Source organism: Neobacillus sp. PS3-34, from assembly GCF_030915465.1.
Classification (GTDB): domain Bacteria; phylum Bacillota; class Bacilli; order Bacillales; family Cytobacillaceae; genus Neobacillus_A.
The window spans coordinates 1,885,961-1,904,944 of sequence record NZ_CP133267.1 but is presented as its reverse complement, the minus strand read 5'-3'; the positions used below and the strand labels follow the sequence as shown (position 1 = coordinate 1,904,944).

Here is an 18,984-nt window from a genome sequence, read left to right as displayed (position 1 = left end):
TCGAAAAAGCTATCGCTTTTTCTTCGTGCGAAGTATATGCTGCCGAAGCGTTCCTTGTGGAGCTAGATTAATACAACTTGTAGAAGTTTTCCACATCATTTAATATTATACTTTCCTAGACGATAAAAAAGGCAACTGACCGCATTGGTCGTTGCCTTTTTATATTGTTGATGAAGATCGAATTATATTATTAATCGGCTGTCTCTAATTCCATAAAATAATTAGCTAACAGCTGTTCGAGCTTTTGAAGTTCTTTTTCGTTACAAAATAGGTGGCTTGTTTTCAAAGATTTAAGAGAACATTCAATCAAAAATTTGCGAGGTTCTTTTGAGTGAAGCAGTTCGTCATGAATAAAGTCCAATAGCTCGATGTATTTTGACTTTTCTTCATGTTGACTTAAGCCTTTTTTCAATTCTAAAACAGTATACTGAAGCTTCTGGTGAAACGCTGGCCAGTTTTTTTACAATTTGGGAGCCAGTTGTCTAAAAGCTCGGGCTGTAATAAGTAATCGCCAGCTTCTTCCACCTCGGCAACCATCTGGATGACCCGCTTTACACTATAACGGACTATTTTCTGGATGTTGAAAATCGATCCATATGCAATTGCATTATATTTTAGATTATACTGTAAAACTCCCTGAAACATGACCGCACAATCTAACAAATAGGGTTTGTGATTTTCACCGAAAATATCTATAAACCGCTGGTAAAGCCAGCCAATCATCTTCAATTGAACTTTTTTTATAAACTCCCTTAGTTCCAAATCATTGGAAAAAACGACTTCTTCAAAAAGAGAAATTAACTTATTTGTTCTATTAGACGTTATTTGCAATTCAATTTGTTTAATAAAAATGTCTATATCAGAAGGGTTCTGGCCAATGAGCAATTCATTCCGGTCCTTTTCCATCTTTTTGATAAGTGTGTTAAAAAGGGCCATCAATAATTCGTTCTTGGATGAAAAATAATTATAAAATGTCCCTTTCGAAATTCCGCTATACTCCAAAATATCTTGAATAGACGTAGCTTGAAAACCTTTTTCAATAAAAAGTTGATGTGCCATTTTTATGACATGCTGTTTCCTAGTGTTCATATTATCACCTTAAATTTAGTTGGACTGCCTGTCTAAATAACATAGTACATTACTTTTATCATTAATACAAACCTACAAAAAAAGAGGAATTTTTCTATTGATATATTTGAACCGGTGGTATAAGATATAGTCTATGTGTAACGCTGGTATAAAATAATGAACTTAATGTATATAGGGGGAAGTTAATTGGAACAATCGATAAAAAAGCATGATCGTCCGCCGTACGGAATTATCGCCGTTTTAATGATCGGTGCGTTTATTGCATTTTTAAATAATACATTATTAAATATCGCACTACCTTCAATTATGAAGGATTTGAAGGTGGAAGCAGCGACAGTTCAATGGCTGACAACTGGTTTTATGCTGGTAAACGGAATTTTGATTCCGACAACAGCATACTTGATTCAAAAATATTCTGTGCGCCATTTATTCCTGGCAGCAATGAGTTTATTTACAATCGGAACCGTTATCGCAGGTGTTGCCCATGTGTTTCCTTTGCTATTAGCAGGCAGGATGCTGCAGGCCTCCGGTTCAGCAATCTTGATGCCACTATTAATGAATGTCATGCTTGTAAGCTTCCCGATTGAGAAAAGGGGAGCAGCAATGGGTGTTTTCGGTTTAATTCTAATGTTTGCACCAGCTATTGGCCCAACTTTATCGGGTTGGATTATTGAACATTATGACTGGAGAATGCTTTTCCACTTTGTAACACCAATTGCCATCATCGTTCTAATGGTTGGCTTTTTCATGCTTAAAGATAAAAAGGAAAAAGTAAATCTTCGTCTTGATCTATTTTCGCTTCTCTTATCGAGTGCAGGTTTTGGAGGCATTCTTTATGGATTCAGTTCTGCCGGCAGTAAAGGCTGGGACAGCCCATATGTATATGGAACGATTTCTGTTGGGGTGGTTTCGTTAGTCTGGTTTATTTTAAGGCAGATGAAGCTGGAAGAGCCTTTGCTGAATTTTAAAATCTATAAATATCCGATGTTTGCATTATCGTCTGTTATTGCGATGGTTGTAAATATGGCTTTGTTTTCAGGTATGCTGCTTCTTCCCATCTATGTTCAAACCCTCCGTGGAATATCTCCAATGGACGCGGGGCTCTTGCTGATGCCAGGAGCGATTCTGATGGCAATCATGTCCCCAATCAATGGAAAATTGTTTGATAAGTTTGGCGGACGTATATTAGCATTAATCGGCTTAACCATTATGGTAGTAACTACTTATGGATTCAGTAAGTTAGAACTAACTACTAGCTATTCACATTTGATTCTATTGTACTCAGTGCGGATGTTGGGCATGTCGATGGTTATGATGCCAGTTTCAACAAACGGGCTAAACCAATTGCCGAAACAATTTTATCCTCATGGCACAGCCATGAACAATACATTAAACCAGGTAGCAGGGCCATTGGAACAGCGTTGCTTGTCACCATTATGACGAACCGTACGAAAACTCATGCCGGAGAATTGGCTGAAAGTGCCATGAGTGGCATGAAAAATATCGCTAGCAAACCGTCAGAGGCTGCAATAGCTGAGATGAAACATCAAATTGCGATGAAAGCCATGCTCGAAGGCATTAACGATTCTTTCGTAATTGCAGCGGGAATTACAGCGGTTGCGCTCATTCTTGCATTCTTTATCAAACGGGCAAAAAGAGCAGAAGAAACAGAAGGAATGCCAACAGGCAAAAAAGTTAAGAATGTATTGGCTGGCTGATAAGAAAAAAATTCATAAAAATAGGAAAGAGGAGAGGGTAAAATCTCTCCTCTTTTTTTGTTTGTTGAGGAAATTGTTTATTTAGAAAGTTTTATAAATTCTTTAAATTATATTGACAATGCGAAGATTGGGTATTAAAGTAATGTCTATACTTTAAAACGTTAATCTAATATTGCGTTCTCTTATCAAGAGTGGCGGAGGGACTGGCCCGACGATGCCCAGCAACCGTTCCATTAGGAATTGGTGCTAAATCCTGCAAAACGTAAAGTTTTGACAGATAAGAGAGGATAAGCCACTTTGTGATGAAACCTCTCTTTTCTTGAGAGGTTTTTTTGTTTTTGTAGGGGGACTTTTTAAGAAGAAAAGTAGGAATCATTTTCAGCAAAACATAAGGGGGAAATAAAGAAATGAGAAAAAAGATTTGGAGAAATGCATTTGTATCTGCGGTTGCCGCGACACTTTTGCTGACAGGCTGTTCATCGGGCGGAGATTCGAAGACTGTGAAGGGAAATCCTAACGTTTCCCTTGAAGGTGTACCAGCACGTTTTTCTAAGGGAGACCCAGTAAAAATAAAGGTCATCCGAAAAATTGGCGGCGATGACCATACTGCCCAATTCCTGGCTGGCGCAAAACAGGAAGGGGAATCCCTTGGATTCCAGGTGGATATTTTCACAGCCAATGGCGATACAGCGAAATTCCATGATGCAATCAATCAGGCGCTTCAACAGGATTATGATGGTTTCGTGATTTCGCACGGCGATGACGCAGCAACCGTCAATGACGTCAAAAAAATCGTTGATGCAGGCAAAAAAGTTGTAACATTCGACTCCAATCCTGATATTGCAAATCTGGAAGGCGTTACGCTGACTTCACAGGACGATGAAGCACTCGCGAAGCTTTCGCTTGACCAGCTTGTGAAAGACCATAATGGCAAAGCGAATATTGTCTACCTCTGGGTTGACGGATTCCCGCCAATGGTCAGAAGGAACAAAATCTATCAGGAAACCCTTAAGGCCAATCCTGGAATCAACGAAGTAGAGCGATTCGGTGTTGCGGCTGCGGATACGAGCACACAGACACAAAATGCAGTGGCAGCAATGCTGAACAAACATAAAAAAGGTGAAATTGATGCGATCTTTGCCACTTGGGACGCATTCGCTATTGGTGCCGCCCGTGCCATTAAAGAAGCTGGCCGCGATGAGATCAAGATTTATGGAATTGACGTATCGAATGCAGATCTCCAGGAAATCCAGCGAAAAGAAAGCTCATGGAAATACACAGCAGCAGTTGACCCGAAACTGATCGGTTCAGTGGACATCCGCCTTCTTGCTAAAAAGCTTGCCGGTGAGGAAACACCACAAAAATATGATTTGGAAGCTTCCCTTATTTCACAGGAACAGCTTCAAAAATCCAAAGAACCTGTAAATATGGTAAACCTTGCGAATATCGTCGATGGCTGGGGCAAATCGGATGCATTTGATGAAGACTGGATGAAGACATTAAAGAAACATTATAAAAAGTAATCCTGGGAGCAGGCACTTTCTTTTGGAAGAGTGTCTGCTTTTGAGGGTAACAGTCTATAAAGAAACTGGCACTGTTGTTTTTAAGCAAGTGTGATAAAGGAAAACCAGGAAGGAGGATACGACTTGGCGGGAGCAATACTTGAAATGAAAGAAATCTCAATCGAGTTTCCGGGTGTGAAAGCCCTGGATAATGTAAGCTTTACGGCTGTTACAGGGAAAGTTCATGCACTAATCGGAGCTAATGGTGCAGGGAAATCGACACTGATGAAGGTCCTTGCCGGTGCGTATAGCCACTATACTGGAACCATTTTACTGGATGGCCGTGAGCTCGCGATGCGTTCCCCAAGCTCCGCCCAGGAAAACGGCATCCAGATTGTCTATCAGGAAGTTGATACTGCGATCATCCCTTCACTGACAGTCGCAGAGAATATTATGCTTAATGAAACAGTTCAGCGAATGGGAACCAAGCAGTGGATACGTTGGAAGAATATCTATTCAAAAGCTGCTGAAATCCTGGCAAGCATGAATGTGAAAATTCCTGTAACAAAGCTGGCAATTGAATTGACACTTGCAGAAAAGCAGCTGGTTCTCATTGCGAGGGCTCTTTCAAGCGATTGCCGCTTTTTGATATTGGATGAGCCAACAGCTCCGTTAAGCCATAACGAAACGATTGAGCTGTTTCGAATCGTCAGGAATTTAAAAAACAGAAACGTAGGGATCATTTTTATTTCACACAGGATGCCGGAAATTTTTGAAATCTGTGATGAAATCACCATCATGCGAAACGGGGAATTTATCGTAAGTGAACAGATTGGAGCCACTTCTCCTTCCGGCGTGATTGAACATATGCTGGGCCGTCCGCTCGAGGAACAATTTCCTCGCCATAATGGCAGGGTGGGGGAAATTCTGTTTGAAGTAACGAAACTTCATGACCAGGACAAAGTGAAAAATGTCAGCCTTCAAGTTAGGGCAGGGGAAATAGTCGGCATTGCCGGGCTTGTAGGTGCTGGAAAGACAGAAGTATGCAAGGCTTTGTTCGGAGCTGTTAAAGTAACCTCCGGGATGATCAGAATCCGTGGAAAGAATTTGAATCTAGGCAGCCCGTATGATGCAGTGAAAAACGGAATTGCCCTGGTGCCGGAAGAACGGCGAAAGGAAGGGATTTTAGTGCAGGAGAGCGTTGCAGCCAATCTGACTGCAGCGAATCTCAAAAGGTTTTCAGGTTTCATGAGCTTTATGGACCGCCGGTCTGAAAGAGCCACAGCGAAGGAATTTATTCAGCGCCTTGGCATCAAGACTCCTGACGAGGCTACAAAGGTCCAGAACCTGTCAGGGGGTAACCAGCAAAAAGTGGCGATAGGCAAGTGGCTAATCGCCGATGCTGATGTCTATATTTTCGATGAGCCAACAAAGGGAGTCGATGTTGGGGCCAAACGGGACATTTTCGAGCTAATAGCGGGGCTTGCAATGCAAGGAAAGGCCGTTATTTATGCTTCCTCCGAGATTTCTGAGATTATAGGGATTACAGACCGCATCTATGTCCTTTATGACGGTGAGAGTGTTAAGGAACTTGAAGCCAGCGAAACTACCGAGGAAGAGGTCTTATATTATTCAACAGGAGGCAGATAGGATGGAAGCAAAAATTCCTTTTCAGAACGACGCTCCGCCAAAGAAAACGTTCGAATTGTTTCAGTTTTTATATAAATTCGGCACGATATTAACCATTTTTGTCCTGATTATCATTTTCTCATCGGCAAACCCTTCCTTTGTACAAGGAGACAATATTATCAATATTTTAAGATCGATTTCGATTGTAACCATTATCGCGATTGGCATAACCATTTCATTATCTGTTGATGGCTTCGACCTGTCTGCAGGTTCTGTTGCATCTTTATCCAATGCGATTGTTATTTCGATGTTTGTCTGGTTCTCCGAGAATACCCTTATTGCAATTTTTGCAGCAGTCGTTGCTTCCCTCGTAGTCGGGGCAATCAATTCATTTATGATCCTGAAACTTCGGATACCGGATATGCTGATGACTCTGGCGATGATGTTTATTATCCAGGGAACTGCGCTTACCTATACGAAGGGAGCAACCATTTCAGAAAATATGATCATGCCCGATGGCAGCACATCCGCCGGATTGATCAGCAGGATTTTTGCGAAAATCGGCCAGGTACCATGGATTATTATCATCATGGCCGTTGCCGTTCTCACCGTGCATGTCTTTTTGACCTATACGAAGCATGGGCGTTATATGTATGTGATTGGCGGAAATAAGGAGGCGGCGAGGCTATCGGGAATTCCGGTTAACCGCTATAAAACCTTAGCCTATCTATTGTCTGCCTTATTTTCTTCAATCGGAGGCATTGTCCTTGCCTCCCGTGTGATGACAGCGGAAATTAACGCTGGTTCCCCCTATTTAATGGATTCCGTCGCGGCAGCATTCATTGGCTTTTCCGTTTTGGGTTCAGGAAAACCGAATGCCATTGGGACGTTTGTCGGGCCGTGCTAATCGGCATTTTGCAAAACGGGCTCGTCATGATGTCCGTTCCGTATTACGCAATGGACATCGTAAAAGGAGCCGTTCTCGCCTTTGCCCTGGCCATTACTTATTACAAACAGCAGCATTGAGCAATTTGAATTGCTCGTCTAATTTAAAGGAAAAATCACTAACAAACAGGAAAAAGCTGCCGGGAAACCCTCGGCAGCTTTTTATAAATGCAAATTTTACAAACAAGGATCTGTAATTAGTATCCTCCCAATTTTATAATTCTGAATATAAATAATTTTATAAAAATTATTTGACATTCGAATATTTCCAAGTTAAATTTAGGGGTAAATAGCTGAACGAAAAAGTAACGCATCGGGAAAAAATCGTCACATTTGATTTGCTTTTACTTATCAAAAATGGTTATGAGGGGGATTTGGTATATGATCATGCATGAAATTGAAACCGCTTCCAAAGCGGTGATGGAACAACTTCAATTGAAACGACTTCAAGAAACCGTTAAGAGAGTTTATGATAAGGTCCCATTTTATAAAAATAAGTTTAATGAGCTGGATGTAAAACCCGAAGATATCCAATCCGTCAGGGACATTGCCAGACTCCCTTTTACGGTAAAAAAAGATTTAAGAGACCACTATCCATTCGGTTTATTTGCCGTTAACCAAAGCGAATTAATTCGCATTCATGCTTCATCAGGTACCAGTGGAAAGGCAACGGTTGTAGGGTATACAAAAAGCGATATTAAAATTTGGTCCGAGCTTGTAGCACGTGCAATTGCCATTTCCGGTGGACAGCCGGGAGAAATGCTGCATAATGCATATGGTTATGGGTTATTTACAGGCGGGCTCGGGCTCCATTATGGAAGTGAAGAGCTCGGAATGGTAACGGTACCAGTCTCAGGGGGAATACAGATCGGCAAATTACGATTATTGAAGATTTTAAGCCCACAGTAATATGCTGTACCCCTTCTTATTTATTGAATTTAGCTGAGCGCATGGAGGAACTGGGCAAGAACCCCAAAGAGACATCACTGAAATTCGGAATACTTGGAGCGGAGCCTTGGTCAGAGGAAATGCGCAATACAATAGAGCAAAAGCTGGATATAAAAGCATGTGATATTTATGGTTTAAGCGAGGTTATGGGACCTGGAGTTTCGATGGAATGCCATGAAGCCCAGGACGGCCTGCATATTGCCGAGGATCACTTTATTGTAGAAGTAATTGATCCAAATACGTTAGAGCCGGTTCCGGATGGGGAAGATGGGGAACTGGTCTTTACCAGTTTGACCAAAGAAGCATTTCCGATTATCCGCTATCGTTCAGGAGATATTGCTTCTATTAACAGAGAGAAGTGTAAATGCGGGCGAACAACAGTTAGAATGTCACGTGTAAAAGGGCGAATAGATGATATGCTGATTGTTCGGGGAGTCAATGTATTTCCATCCGAAATCGAGCATTTTTTACTTTTGGAAAAAGATATCGAACCGCATTATCAGATTCACTTATTTAAAAGGGGGAGTTTACAGCATATAGAGCTGCAAGTAGAAGTGACGGATGAACTCTTTAATCAAATACACGGCGATATGAATCATGGAAAAATAAATGAACTTAAAAAGCATATTCACCACCTAATAAAAAACCATTGTTTAATTTCGGTGGATGTTAACATCCTTCAGCCAAAATCGATTCCGAGATCAGAAGGAAAAGCCGTTCGGATTGTGAACCATATAAATGAAACGATGGAAGTATAATATTCAAAAGTGAAGGGCTGACCTGAATGGCTGTTAGATTTTAGCCATTCGGGTCAGCCCTTTTTAATGGAATTAATCAAATGAAATGAAAAAACGTACAAGTTGTAAAAAATATGTGAAAGTCTATCGGCAGCTGTCCATACGAATACTAGCACTTAAGCATATAAAATAGTAAGTCAAAAGAAAAAGAGAAATAAACTGATATGGAATATTTCTTTTAATGTCTTTTGATAAAATCAAAAAGGAGTGAATTGTATGAATAAAAATACTGGTTGTGGCTGTAACTCACATGATAAGTGCCCGCCATTGCCTACTTGCGATACAGCAAAAACTCAGGACCATTTCTGTATGGTAGGAACACCAATTAATCTTCAAGATTTTGAACGGAACGTTATTATCGCTGATATTCCTATCACAACAAACGTCGAAGCAGATATTAAGCTACCACATTCTGCTCGCGAGATTAAGCAAATCAGGAAAAATGTGCAATTAACACAGTGTAAGGCAATCCCGATAGAAAACCCGAATCATCCCGGTGCCGGTATAGCAAATGCTGTAAATTTGTTCATTGAAGGATTTGTGCATAAAAATATTCAATTTTCAGATAGTTGTAATGGGTTTATAAGAGATTTTAGTGTAAATGTTCCTTTTAAATGTTTTCAAACCATTTCTAACTTACCTGATATTGATTTCTGCTTTAGCCAAAAGAATAATCAAATTAGTGAGATCAGGGAAATGGCAGCGGATGGAATGGGCTCAGATCGCTGCAGTTTCGGATCTGAAACATTCGAGGTCTTTAACCAACCTGTTAAATGTAAATTGCTAAGAGCTAAAGTATTACAAATGGACTTCCCGCATGATTTTGATAATTTTGGTAATTTCAACAAACTTACTGAAAAAGTAACAATCGATTTAGTAGTTAGATTGACTCAAGAACAACGTCGTGACAATGCAGGTGCAAACCTCAGAGGTACATGTTTCTAATAGAAAAGGAAGGGTGTCTCGTAGAAGGGGCACCCTTTTTTACATACCATTGAATAGACTTGTAAAAGATAAGTCTAATTATATTTTTGATTACTTTCATCCAAAATGTAACTTATTTACTTGATGTTTAAATCTACATACTGGGATTGTAAAAGACTGATAGTTAAAGTACCCTTACCTTGAACATCAAGTTCAGGTTTACCGTCCTTTGATATTAACTCGTCATGCCAGATTGTCTGTATACCATGCAGTTCACAGTAAACTGGTTCAGCAAATTGTTGAGTAAATTCGCGGTGATACTGAATTTCCTGGCGATCAGGTGAAACGAACATATACTCAGCCTGGTGAGTGCTAGGTAAGTTAGGAGAATGAAGCCATTCAGCCACAATCACCTTTTCGTATGGAACAATAATTTTGATTGAATGTAAAGTATTTTCCACATTATCTTTTACATATTCAATATCTGCAATTAACTCACCTTTTAAGAACACATTTGGGGTTGGGAGTAGGACCTTGCAATCTAACGAATTTATGCTCCAGTTTACCTTTATCACACTTGATATTGGAACGAATAGATTAAAAGAATCATAAATATCAATGTCAACCTTTAACAATGAAAGTAAAACAGGAATTCTTACAATTAAAGGGTGAACATGATCTTTATCTTTGTCTAGATAACTTGCCGATGATGAGGATTCCTCGGATTCTAGGTGTGAAAAAGATTCATCAAGAGAAGAAGACTCATCGAAACTGGAAGAGGATTCCTCAGGAGAAGAAGACTCATCATGACTAGAAGAGGATTCCTCAAGAGAAGAAGACTCATCATGACTAGAAGAGGATTCCTCAAGAGAAGAAGACTCATCATGACTAGAAGAGGATTCCTCAGGAGAAGAAGACTCATCATGACTGGAAGAGGATTCCTCAAGAGAAGAGGACTCATCATGACTAGAAGAGGATTCCTCAGAAGAAGAGGACTCATCATGACTAGAAGAGGATTCCTCAGGAGAAGAAGACTCATCATGACTGGAAGAGGACTCCTCAAGAGAAGAAGACTCATCGTGACTGGAAGAGGACTCCTCAAGAGAAGAAGACTCATCGTGACTAGAGGAGGATTCCTCAAGAGAAGAAGACTCATCATGACTAGAAGAGGATTCCTCAGGAGAAGAAGACTCATCATGACTAGAAGAGGATTCCTCAGGAGAAGAAGACTCATCGTGACTGGAAGAGGATTCCTCAAGAGAAGAATTCTCATCATGACTAGAAGAGGATTCCTCAGGAGAAGAAGACTCATCATGACTAGAAGAGGATTCCTCAGGAGAAGAAGACTCATCATGACTAGAAGAGGACTCCTCAAGAGAAGAAGACAAATCGTGACTGGAAGAGGACTCATCATCACTTGAAGATGATTCATCAGTGTAAGATGAAGATTCCTCTAACATAGCTGTGAATTTCTTTACTAAGTCTTCATTTAGAGTGGAATCGTTCTTGCTGGAAGAAGAGGACTCATCTTGGATTGTTTTCAAATGACGGTGATCCTTGTATTCTTCCTTGTGTATTCCATCTGAAAATGAAACCTTTTCTTTTTTGTCTTCCTCGGAAGAGGGCTTCAATTCCTCCTTTTCTTTTCTCAGGTTACCTTTTTGTTCTGATAATTGCATGAGGAACTGGGTTTCCAATTCACTTGAATTTATTTCATCTTCACTTTCATCTAATAGGTAATCCTCTGATTCCTCATAATCAATTTGCTTATACATTATTTGTTGATCACGAACCTTTGGAGGAGTAAAAATTAAAGGTTTAGAGTCCTTAGGCTTGTATTGGTTAATATTTACTTCCTGGCTCTCATTTTGTATAGATGGTCCATTTGTAAAATTATTATTATTTTTGCCATTGCTATTACTTCGATTCGTTATAGTATGACTTCGTGGAAGTGCATATTGCTGTGCCTGGCCGTATGTGTCAGGCATTCTGCTTTGAAAATTATTCATTTCATGAAAAACATTCCTCTCATTATTCATTTCGTAAAGGAAGGACCGCTTATATAAGCATCCGTTCCTGTCCCCTCCTTGTAACTTTCTTCAATTAAAATTTCCTAATCATTAGGAAGGGGATTATACCCGAAATGGAGTATATCCCCGAATCTATTTTCATTGTTTCATAAAATCAATCAATTACAGTCAGAGTCCCAATCATGGTCATTGGTTGTGGAAGAAATGCGTACTTGTTGATTTTGAAGAACCTTCAAAGTGAAATCTACCACCATTTTTTCTTCTATTGTAGTAAAAAACCCTTCATCTAAAGGAGAAGAAGTAGGCAAAGGCTGTCTGTCTATCGCTTCATCCCATTCAATAATTTTGCTTGAAATCAATTCACAGAAAGGAAGTTCATTATAAAATTGTTTGCTTGCCTGATGGAATTGAGAAAGATCGCTTGTTAACAGCTCATCTTTTTCAGGAAATCCAGAAGGTAATGGTTTTGAAACGAAGAAATCAAACTCCTGGCGATTGTTCATTTCGGGCATGACTGGTTTAGAAAGAAACTTTTTAATTTCAGTTACACACTGGAATGGAATATCCACAGTTAATGAGTGCAAATCTGAGGCTACGGATGTGGAAGTGCTTTCTGATATATCCTTACATGGGCTTGCATATTGGATGTTTTTTCGTACAAATCCTTTTACAAACAATTTATTTGTTGGCAGCAGCAGACGACACTGAGTAATTTTTAATCTCTTTTTAATATCTTTAATTTCTAATACTGCCTCAGGAAAAGTAATAGTAGTATCTACATTTACTTGCAAGGTCAGTTCAGCTAAAACGACAGGGACCTTTGTAACAATTTTTCCAATGGAAATATGTGGATGTTCGTTATGGGTTGATTCGCATTCGCAATGATCATCACACTTATGAGTGTGTTTTTTATGTTTTTTGTCAGACATATTTTTTCTCCTCCTAGATGACTCAGAATGGTGTATCCTATGCATGACAAATGACTATGTATGGGTAAACGCCCATGGACATTCATGGGAAATATAAAATTCACACAAAACCTTTCTGCTTGAGAAGACTTGCTGTTTTTTTTAAAAGAAATCGGTATTGGCTAATTTCAGTGCCGTTTTTAATCCAAATGAATATATTTTGGTATGAGAACTTTCACTTTGCAAAAAAAATCTCGTCATTACCATCTCTTATAACAGAGATCGATGATAATGACGAGATTGTTATCTAATTAGTTATTGTAAAGAAATTCCTTTACTAAATTACAATGGTAGTTAAATTGCTGTAACTCTAACTTGCTGATTTTGCAATACTTTGATTGTAAATCGTAATACCATTTTTTCTACGATACGCGTAAATGTTCCTTCTTCAAAAGGTGCGTTGCCAGGAAGAGGCTGACGGTCTAATGCTTCATCCCATTCAAGAATATTGTGTGAGAGAATCTCACAGAATGGAAATTGATTATAAAATGCAATGTTTCGTTGATGGAATTGTGATAGGTCGCTAGAAAGGAGATGGTCCTTTTCAGGAAAGCCCATTCCTAAATTCTGTGATCTGAAGAAGTCAAATTCCGCACGTGAATTTAATTGTGGACGTTCTGGCGGTGTGAGAAATTCTCCTTGTGGGATAACAGTCATACATTCAAATGGAACATCAACTGTAAGAGATTTTAGGTTTGAAGACACACATGTACCTGAAGCATCGCAAATAGGTGTAGCGTATTGGATGTTTTTTCTGACAAATCCTCTTAAAACTAACGTACCAGGAGCACCGTCAAAAGGGCTTTGGCCTGGATTAACAGGATCCAAAATTAGGCTGCATTGTACAATTTTCACCCTCTTTTTAATATCCTTGATTTCCAGAACAGGGTCTGGAAAATGAATGTTAGTTGAAAGAGTAGAAGTTACAGTTCTTTCTGCAAGTGTAACAGGAACTCTTAAAATCCTTGTACCGGCTGGTGTGGTGACAGGAGTAACTGGTGTACTAGTGCAAGTCTCTAATCCTGCAGATTGATTAAAATCGATACAATTTTGTTGTTGATCTTTATTCATATATTTTCCTCCTTTTAATTTATGGTTCAATTTATGGTATGCAAGCTTTCCTAGTAAGCATGGTTAAATGAATCAGTATAAACGTGGAATTTACTATATAATATAAAGTTTTTGTGTTTATAAAAAAAAAGGTACATGCACAACGAAACGCCTAGTTTGCATAAGATTCAAAAGGAGGTAGATACGATGGATAAATATAATTATTTTGCTGTAGATATAGGAAACAGCTGGTATAAGGCATTGGCGTCTGACAAAGGGATCGTAAGTGAATATCAAATTCCAAATGCCATTTCGCTTTTTGATGATGAGTTTTTTGAAAAGCCATATGATGATGAGGATGTATTGTTCGAAGAAAACCTTATTGTTGAAATCAAGAGCCAGGCCATTTTTGATAAAAGAGAAATATACTATATAGGGAAAGCTGCGGCGAAACAGAGAGATGTTAGTTTAACAGGCTTTAATAATCAGAAAGTCGATGAGGATCGTACTTATGTACTCCTTTTTGGACTGGCAGCCTATCATGCTGCTGTCTTAAATCCTGAGGATACGGAAATACATTATAATATCGATCAATTAGCAGTTTCATTGCCAACCACCCAATACAAAGAAAAAAAGGATAAATTTAAACAAAGATTACTAGGTACACATACCGTAATTTTTCAAAAAGTGCCAGGAGTTCCCGAACCAAAAGAATTAGTAGTCAAACTTCATGTTAAAGATGTGATTGTCGGTGCAGAAGGGGCTTGTGCATACCTGAGTCTGACACGTGATCAAGAAACTTTAGGGATTCAAGATGATACCCTAGTAAGGGATTCTCGAAAAGGAATTATTATTGGTGATCTTGGGGGAGACTCGGTAGATTTCGTAGGCATCAAGAATAACAAACCTGTTGCTTCTGTTGAAGGGAAACCGTTCGGAATCAATCAATTCTTAGACAATATCATTCAAAAGGTCAGTAAAAACGAGTTATATAAATTTGATTCACGTTCAGAGCTGGAGGAAAAATTAATTTCTGGACAATCGGAGTGGTATGTAGAACCATTTGCAGGAGTGAAAAAAGATATTAGTAAATATATTATTCCTCAGTTAAAATCAATGGCAGTTAAATACCTTGAACACTTCGATCGTGTTAGAAGCAACTCTAATGAAATTAAAGGGGCAACAAAATATATTGCCGTCGGGGGTGCCGCAAAATTAGCGAAAAAGCAAATTCAGGAATCTGCTGTCCGATGGACTGAGAGAGGGCTGCGAATTGAATTGCTTTTCCCGGAAGATATGGAAAAACTCAATGTTCGGGGACTTATGATTCTTGCGAAAATGAATCAAATTAAGAAAGACCAAGAAAGTGCAATTGAATTTGCTAGTATTAAAGGCTAGAAGGTGACAGATATGTCCAGAACTTTTACTGATTACCTTAATAAAACCGCCATTACTCTTCCCGATACGTTCATTGATGTCAAAACAGGAGACTCCCATCTTGTTTCATCCAAGATACAGGACCAAATTGAATACCATGCTAACAACAATACTCTTATCCATCTTGTTTTATCTGCTCTAAATAATTATCTGCATCCAAGATCGTTTAATGGTGTTAATGAAGAAATACTATTTGAGTTATCTGAAATAAAAAACATGATTCAAACTGGCACCTTTATAAAAAACAATTCTCCATTTTTGCCCCGATCAAATCCACAAAAAGGATCTGCAGAATTGGATTTAAAAGATTTAGAGGAAGTTCTAGATGCTTTTGGAGGATAGAAAGGGTGAGGACAAGAATTGTTTATCCTTATAGATAAAAAGCCCAGTTAATATATAACTGGGCATCAGATATTATAAACGAACTGCAGGCAAGCAGGTTATAGCACAGAAGCAAGTAAGATCAACAGTAATACAAATCCCCGTTTTTTCTAAATCGTCTACATCTTTACTGTTGATTTGACAGCATGGAGAACAAACATCTTTGGATTTGCAATTTTTATCAGTATCTGAAGAGTGATCCTTTTCAGATTTAATTTTCAAAAGCTCAAGAACAGCACAATTATTATCAATATCCTTAATTCTGAATATGAATGAAGTGATGCAAGCGAACTTTTCCTTTTTTGAATGACATGAAAAGGTAGTTACTCCAGTTGCTTTAAAAGGTTCACAATCACCACAATAAAGAATGAAAGGAATTGTGTTTTTCTTAGGCTTCTTCGACTTCTTCGACTCACCTAATAATTGATGAATGGATTCATTGCAGGAAGTATTGCACTCTTTTTTCTTTTTGGCCTTTCTTTTCAGCCTTTTGGCCTTTCTTTTGTGCATGTAATATCGCTTTTAGAACATCTTCTATACAATGTTCTTGATGTCCAGGAGGATGCCAATGGTGGCTACTGCTACTACTACTACTGCTGCTGCTTTCATCATGACAATGATGGCTACTGCTACTGCTTTCATCATGACAATGATGGCTACTGCTACTGCTACTGCTACTGCTTTCATCATGGTGATGATGGCTACTGCTGCTACTTTCATCATGCCAATGGTGGCTGCTACTGCTACTTTCATCATGGTGATGATGGCTGCTACTGCTACTTTCATCATGGTGATGATGGCTGCTACTGCTACTTTCATCATGATGATGATGGCTGCTACTGCTGCTGCTTTCATCATGACAATGATGGTCTCTTCTTTTCTTTTTCTTTTGAAGATGCCAATGGACCTTTTTATCAAAGTCCTTTTTCTTGATGTGAATCAAACCCATTTTATTCCACGTCCCTTACGAAAAATTTATTCAAATTAGCATACGAAAACAATTGATTTCTGATTGAGATTCCTGCCTACTAAAATGAAATTTCTTTATAGAAAGGGAAATAGAATAGGCAGAATCAAAGTCATTATTAACAACTGTGGATTCTGCCTAATTATTTTGAAAGTGAAGGGCTGACCTGAATAGCTGCTAGATTTTAGCTATTCGGGTCAGCCCTGTTAAATTGAATTATTCAGCCTGGACATCTTTCCTATTATGTTCACTTTGCAGCCTCTCGTTCGTAAGAAGGAAGACAAAAATAACTACTAAAACTGCTGGGATAAGAGCCCATGAGAATGTATAGCCAATTGAATCGGCGAGAGAATCAATAATTTTTTCAAGAACAGGCTTCGGGATATGGCCCGGGCTTGTTCGGACAGGATGGCACGCGGATCGCTTTGGGCGCCACCGTTAAACATTTTTCCTGCCCCTCCAAAGGTTTCTTTCAGGCTATCAGCAAATGTATTGCGCTGAATGATACCGTAAACCGTTATACCGACTGTCATGCCGAGCTGACGGACAAACGAAATGGTGGAATTGGCTGATCCGCGTTTTTCCGCAGGATATGGTGAATGGCTGCCATATTTAGTACTGAGAAAGAAGCACCCGTACCAAGGCTTACGATAATCATATAAATAGTAATGACGGTTCGTGTGGTTTCTGCGGTGACTGTGCTTAACAAGTACATTCCTGTAACAAAAATGAAGGCAAAAATCAGCATAACATTTTTATAACCGAATTTTGCCGCAGTAATAGCCCCAGTCTGAGCTGAAACGACAACACCTAACATCATTGGAAGCAATATAAGGCCAGAGTTGGTTGCCGTTCCACCAGTCACTCCCTGGATAAAGATAGGGATATAGACAGAACCGACGATAAAAGCTACTCCATAGAGCAGTCCAACAATCGTGCTGGCTGCGAATAACCGATCCCTAAACATGGAGAACGAAATAATCGGATCTGCCGCCCTTCTTTCGGCAAAGAGAAAAACAATAAACAAAACGGCAAAACCCGTAAATAAACTAAGAATATTTGCAGAATCCCACGCGTATTTATTGCCCCCTAGTTCAAGTGCAAATATCAAGCAAACTACAGCTCCTACCAGTGTAAAAGCACCAAGCCAATCGATTTTCTGTTTTTGATGTTCAAGTGATTCTTTATAATAAAGCGATATCAATACAAGTGAAGTGATTCCTAAAGGAAGGTTGATATAAAATATCCAGTTCCAATTAATATAGTCGGTTATGTACGCTCCAAGCAAAGGGCCGAATATACTGGATAGCCCGAAGACAGCTCCGAACAAACCCGTCATCTTTCCGCGTTTTTCCGGAGGGAAAATATCAAAAATAATAGTAAAGGTTATCGGAACAAGTGCGCCTCCACCAATTCCCTGAATGGCCCTATAAATACTTAGCTGTTCGATACTTTGGGCAGTGCCGCAAAGGATCGACCCAAACATAAATAATATGATTCCGAACATAAAAAATCTTTTTCGGCCAAACATATCGGATAGTTTTCCGAAAATGGGCATGCCCGCCATCTCGGCGACCATATATGCAGAGGTAACCCAGATGAATTTGTCCAGTCCGCCAAGGTCACCAACAATTGTTCCCATCGCAGTAGCGACAATAGTATTGTCCATCGATGCCATCAGGATCGAAAGCAATAATCCCGCTACAATAAATCCTTGTTTACTTTTTGGGGGTGTCATTATAATCTCCTTCTAATCGTATTTTTAAGAAAATGGTTTTTTCACTATTGCCACATGATAAAGATAAGCTAAAGTTTATCAGATTATCAACTAGTTAATGTTAATTTTTGTAATCATTTTTCGCAAAATATTTCTCAAAAGCCAGGACGTACTGTCTGTGGCTTTTTTTAATGGTTATATTTAATTCTATCGCGAAGTTCTTTATTTTGTTTTTAGGCATAATTTTAATATCAAAACAAAAGAATTCAATTTTAGAATCTTTTTTGGTTTAAGGAAACTTTTTGGTAAATGCGGAATATGAATAAGTAATATTAAATTTAAGGATGGTAAATATGCGTGAAAATCTAAGGATTCACAAGAAGATTTTAAAGTATTCGTATTTGTTTAAAATGATGGGAATTATTAGTGAGGAAGAATTTCAAAAAATAGCAGGCAAATACGATTCCGAAAATCATGTTATTTAACACTCAATCATGAACGTACGAAAGCGTTTTTGAGCAGGGTGCTTTAAATTTTTGATCAATAATTTAGGCTGTTTTCGTATACTTTGTTGCTATATAGGAGTAGTTGATTTTCACTTCAGGATGCTCGCTTTCCGCGGGCGGGCGGTGAGCCTCCTCGGCGCAGAGCGCCTGTGGGGTCTCACCTGTCCCGCTGCTCCCGCAGGACGTTGAATCAGCTTCCTAGAATCAACACCGCACGAAGGAAATGCGAGAGCATTTTCGAGGAGCTCGCACCTTCCGCTCCAATCAACTTCTTTTTCAACGATATGCTTTTAAAAACCTAAATATAGAACAACAATCTTTTATAAAACAGCCATAATTTAAAATTAGTCAGCCTTCATTCCCGATTAAGAGAATG

The 18,984-nt window shown here is 39.0% G+C and carries 12 protein-coding genes, 4 pseudogenes and 1 riboswitch; of the genes and pseudogenes, 9 read left to right on the top strand and 7 right to left on the bottom strand.

Features of this window, described 5'->3' with window-relative positions; all coding sequences use genetic code 11:
• Window positions 1-414: 414 nt before the first annotated feature.
• Complete coding sequence (locus RCG23_RS09780) at window positions 415-1,059, bottom strand: TetR/AcrR family transcriptional regulator (RefSeq protein WP_308179552.1); 645 nt, start codon at window positions 1,057-1,059, stop codon at window positions 415-417.
• A 216-nt stretch (window positions 1,060-1,275) separates the two neighbouring features.
• On the opposite strand from RCG23_RS09780, the pseudogene RCG23_RS09775 reads away from it, so the two are divergent.
• The 6 genes and pseudogenes from RCG23_RS09775 (at window position 1,276) to RCG23_RS09750 (ending at window position 9,573) form a co-directional block, all read left to right on the top strand.
• Window positions 1,276-2,807, top strand: a pseudogene (locus RCG23_RS09775) (DHA2 family efflux MFS transporter permease subunit).
• 179 nt (window positions 2,808-2,986) lie between these two features.
• Window positions 2,987-3,091: riboswitch (SAM riboswitch) on the top strand.
• Between the two features lie 123 nt (window positions 3,092-3,214).
• Window positions 3,215-4,330 (top strand): sugar ABC transporter substrate-binding protein, encoded by a 1,116-nt coding sequence (locus tag RCG23_RS09770; protein ID WP_308179551.1) that lies wholly within the window; start codon window positions 3,215-3,217, stop codon window positions 4,328-4,330.
• A gap of 144 nt (window positions 4,331-4,474) precedes the next feature.
• The gene (locus RCG23_RS09765) at window positions 4,475-5,959 is read left to right on the top strand and encodes a sugar ABC transporter ATP-binding protein (RefSeq protein ID WP_374049848.1); all 1,485 of its coding nucleotides are present in this window, start codon (window positions 4,475-4,477) and stop codon (window positions 5,957-5,959) included.
• Between the two features lies 1 nt (window position 5,960).
• Window positions 5,961-6,964: pseudogene (locus tag RCG23_RS09760) on the top strand (ABC transporter permease).
• Window positions 6,965-7,264: 300 nt separating this feature from the next.
• Window positions 7,265-8,589: pseudogene (locus tag RCG23_RS09755) on the top strand (phenylacetate--CoA ligase family protein).
• A gap of 255 nt (window positions 8,590-8,844) precedes the next feature.
• A complete protein-coding gene (locus RCG23_RS09750) occupies window positions 8,845-9,573 on the top strand; it encodes a CsxC family protein (RefSeq protein WP_308179549.1) in 729 nt (242 codons plus the stop codon).
• A gap of 116 nt (window positions 9,574-9,689) precedes the next feature.
• Here the strand turns inward: RCG23_RS09750 and RCG23_RS09745 are convergent, their stop codons facing one another.
• From RCG23_RS09745 to RCG23_RS09735, 3 genes are all read right to left on the bottom strand, one after another.
• On the bottom strand, window positions 9,690-11,561 hold the full coding sequence (locus RCG23_RS09745) for a hypothetical protein (protein ID WP_308179547.1): 1,872 nt from the start codon (window positions 11,559-11,561) through the stop codon (window positions 9,690-9,692).
• 179 nt (window positions 11,562-11,740) lie between these two features.
• A complete protein-coding gene (locus tag RCG23_RS09740; protein ID WP_308179546.1) occupies window positions 11,741-12,511 on the bottom strand; it encodes a CsxC family protein in 771 nt (256 codons plus the stop codon).
• Between the two features lie 333 nt (window positions 12,512-12,844).
• Window positions 12,845-13,621 carry a CsxC family protein gene (locus RCG23_RS09735; RefSeq protein WP_308179545.1) on the bottom strand — a complete coding sequence of 259 codons (777 nt, stop codon included), beginning with the start codon at window positions 13,619-13,621 and terminating at the stop codon, window positions 12,845-12,847.
• A 186-nt stretch (window positions 13,622-13,807) separates the two neighbouring features.
• Between RCG23_RS09735 and RCG23_RS09730 the strand changes: the two genes are divergently transcribed.
• Together RCG23_RS09730 and RCG23_RS09725 are read left to right on the top strand one after the other, a co-directional pair.
• A complete protein-coding gene (locus RCG23_RS09730) occupies window positions 13,808-14,998 on the top strand; it encodes a ParM/StbA family protein (protein ID WP_308179544.1) in 1,191 nt (396 codons plus the stop codon).
• A 12-nt stretch (window positions 14,999-15,010) separates the two neighbouring features.
• Window positions 15,011-15,379: a hypothetical protein gene (locus RCG23_RS09725; protein ID WP_308179543.1), complete on the top strand. Its 369-nt coding sequence runs from the start codon at window positions 15,011-15,013 to the stop codon at window positions 15,377-15,379.
• Window positions 15,380-15,451: 72 nt separating this feature from the next.
• Here the strand turns inward: RCG23_RS09725 and RCG23_RS09720 are convergent, their stop codons facing one another.
• The 3 genes and pseudogenes from RCG23_RS09720 to RCG23_RS09710 form a co-directional block, all read right to left on the bottom strand.
• Window positions 15,452-15,928 carry a CotY/CotZ family spore coat protein gene (locus RCG23_RS09720; protein WP_308179542.1) on the bottom strand — a complete coding sequence of 159 codons (477 nt, stop codon included), beginning with the start codon at window positions 15,926-15,928 and terminating at the stop codon, window positions 15,452-15,454.
• A gap of 24 nt (window positions 15,929-15,952) precedes the next feature.
• Window positions 15,953-16,336, bottom strand: coding sequence for a hypothetical protein (locus RCG23_RS09715; RefSeq protein WP_308179541.1), 384 nt, complete (start codon window positions 16,334-16,336; stop codon window positions 15,953-15,955).
• Between the two features lie 265 nt (window positions 16,337-16,601).
• Window positions 16,602-18,123 (bottom strand): annotated as a pseudogene (locus RCG23_RS09710) (MDR family MFS transporter).
• A gap of 332 nt (window positions 18,124-18,455) precedes the next feature.
• Between RCG23_RS09710 and RCG23_RS09705 the strand changes: the two are divergent.
• Window positions 18,456-18,587, top strand: coding sequence for a hypothetical protein (locus RCG23_RS09705; protein ID WP_308179539.1), 132 nt, complete (start codon window positions 18,456-18,458; stop codon window positions 18,585-18,587).
• The last annotated feature ends 397 nt before the right edge of the window (window positions 18,588-18,984 follow it).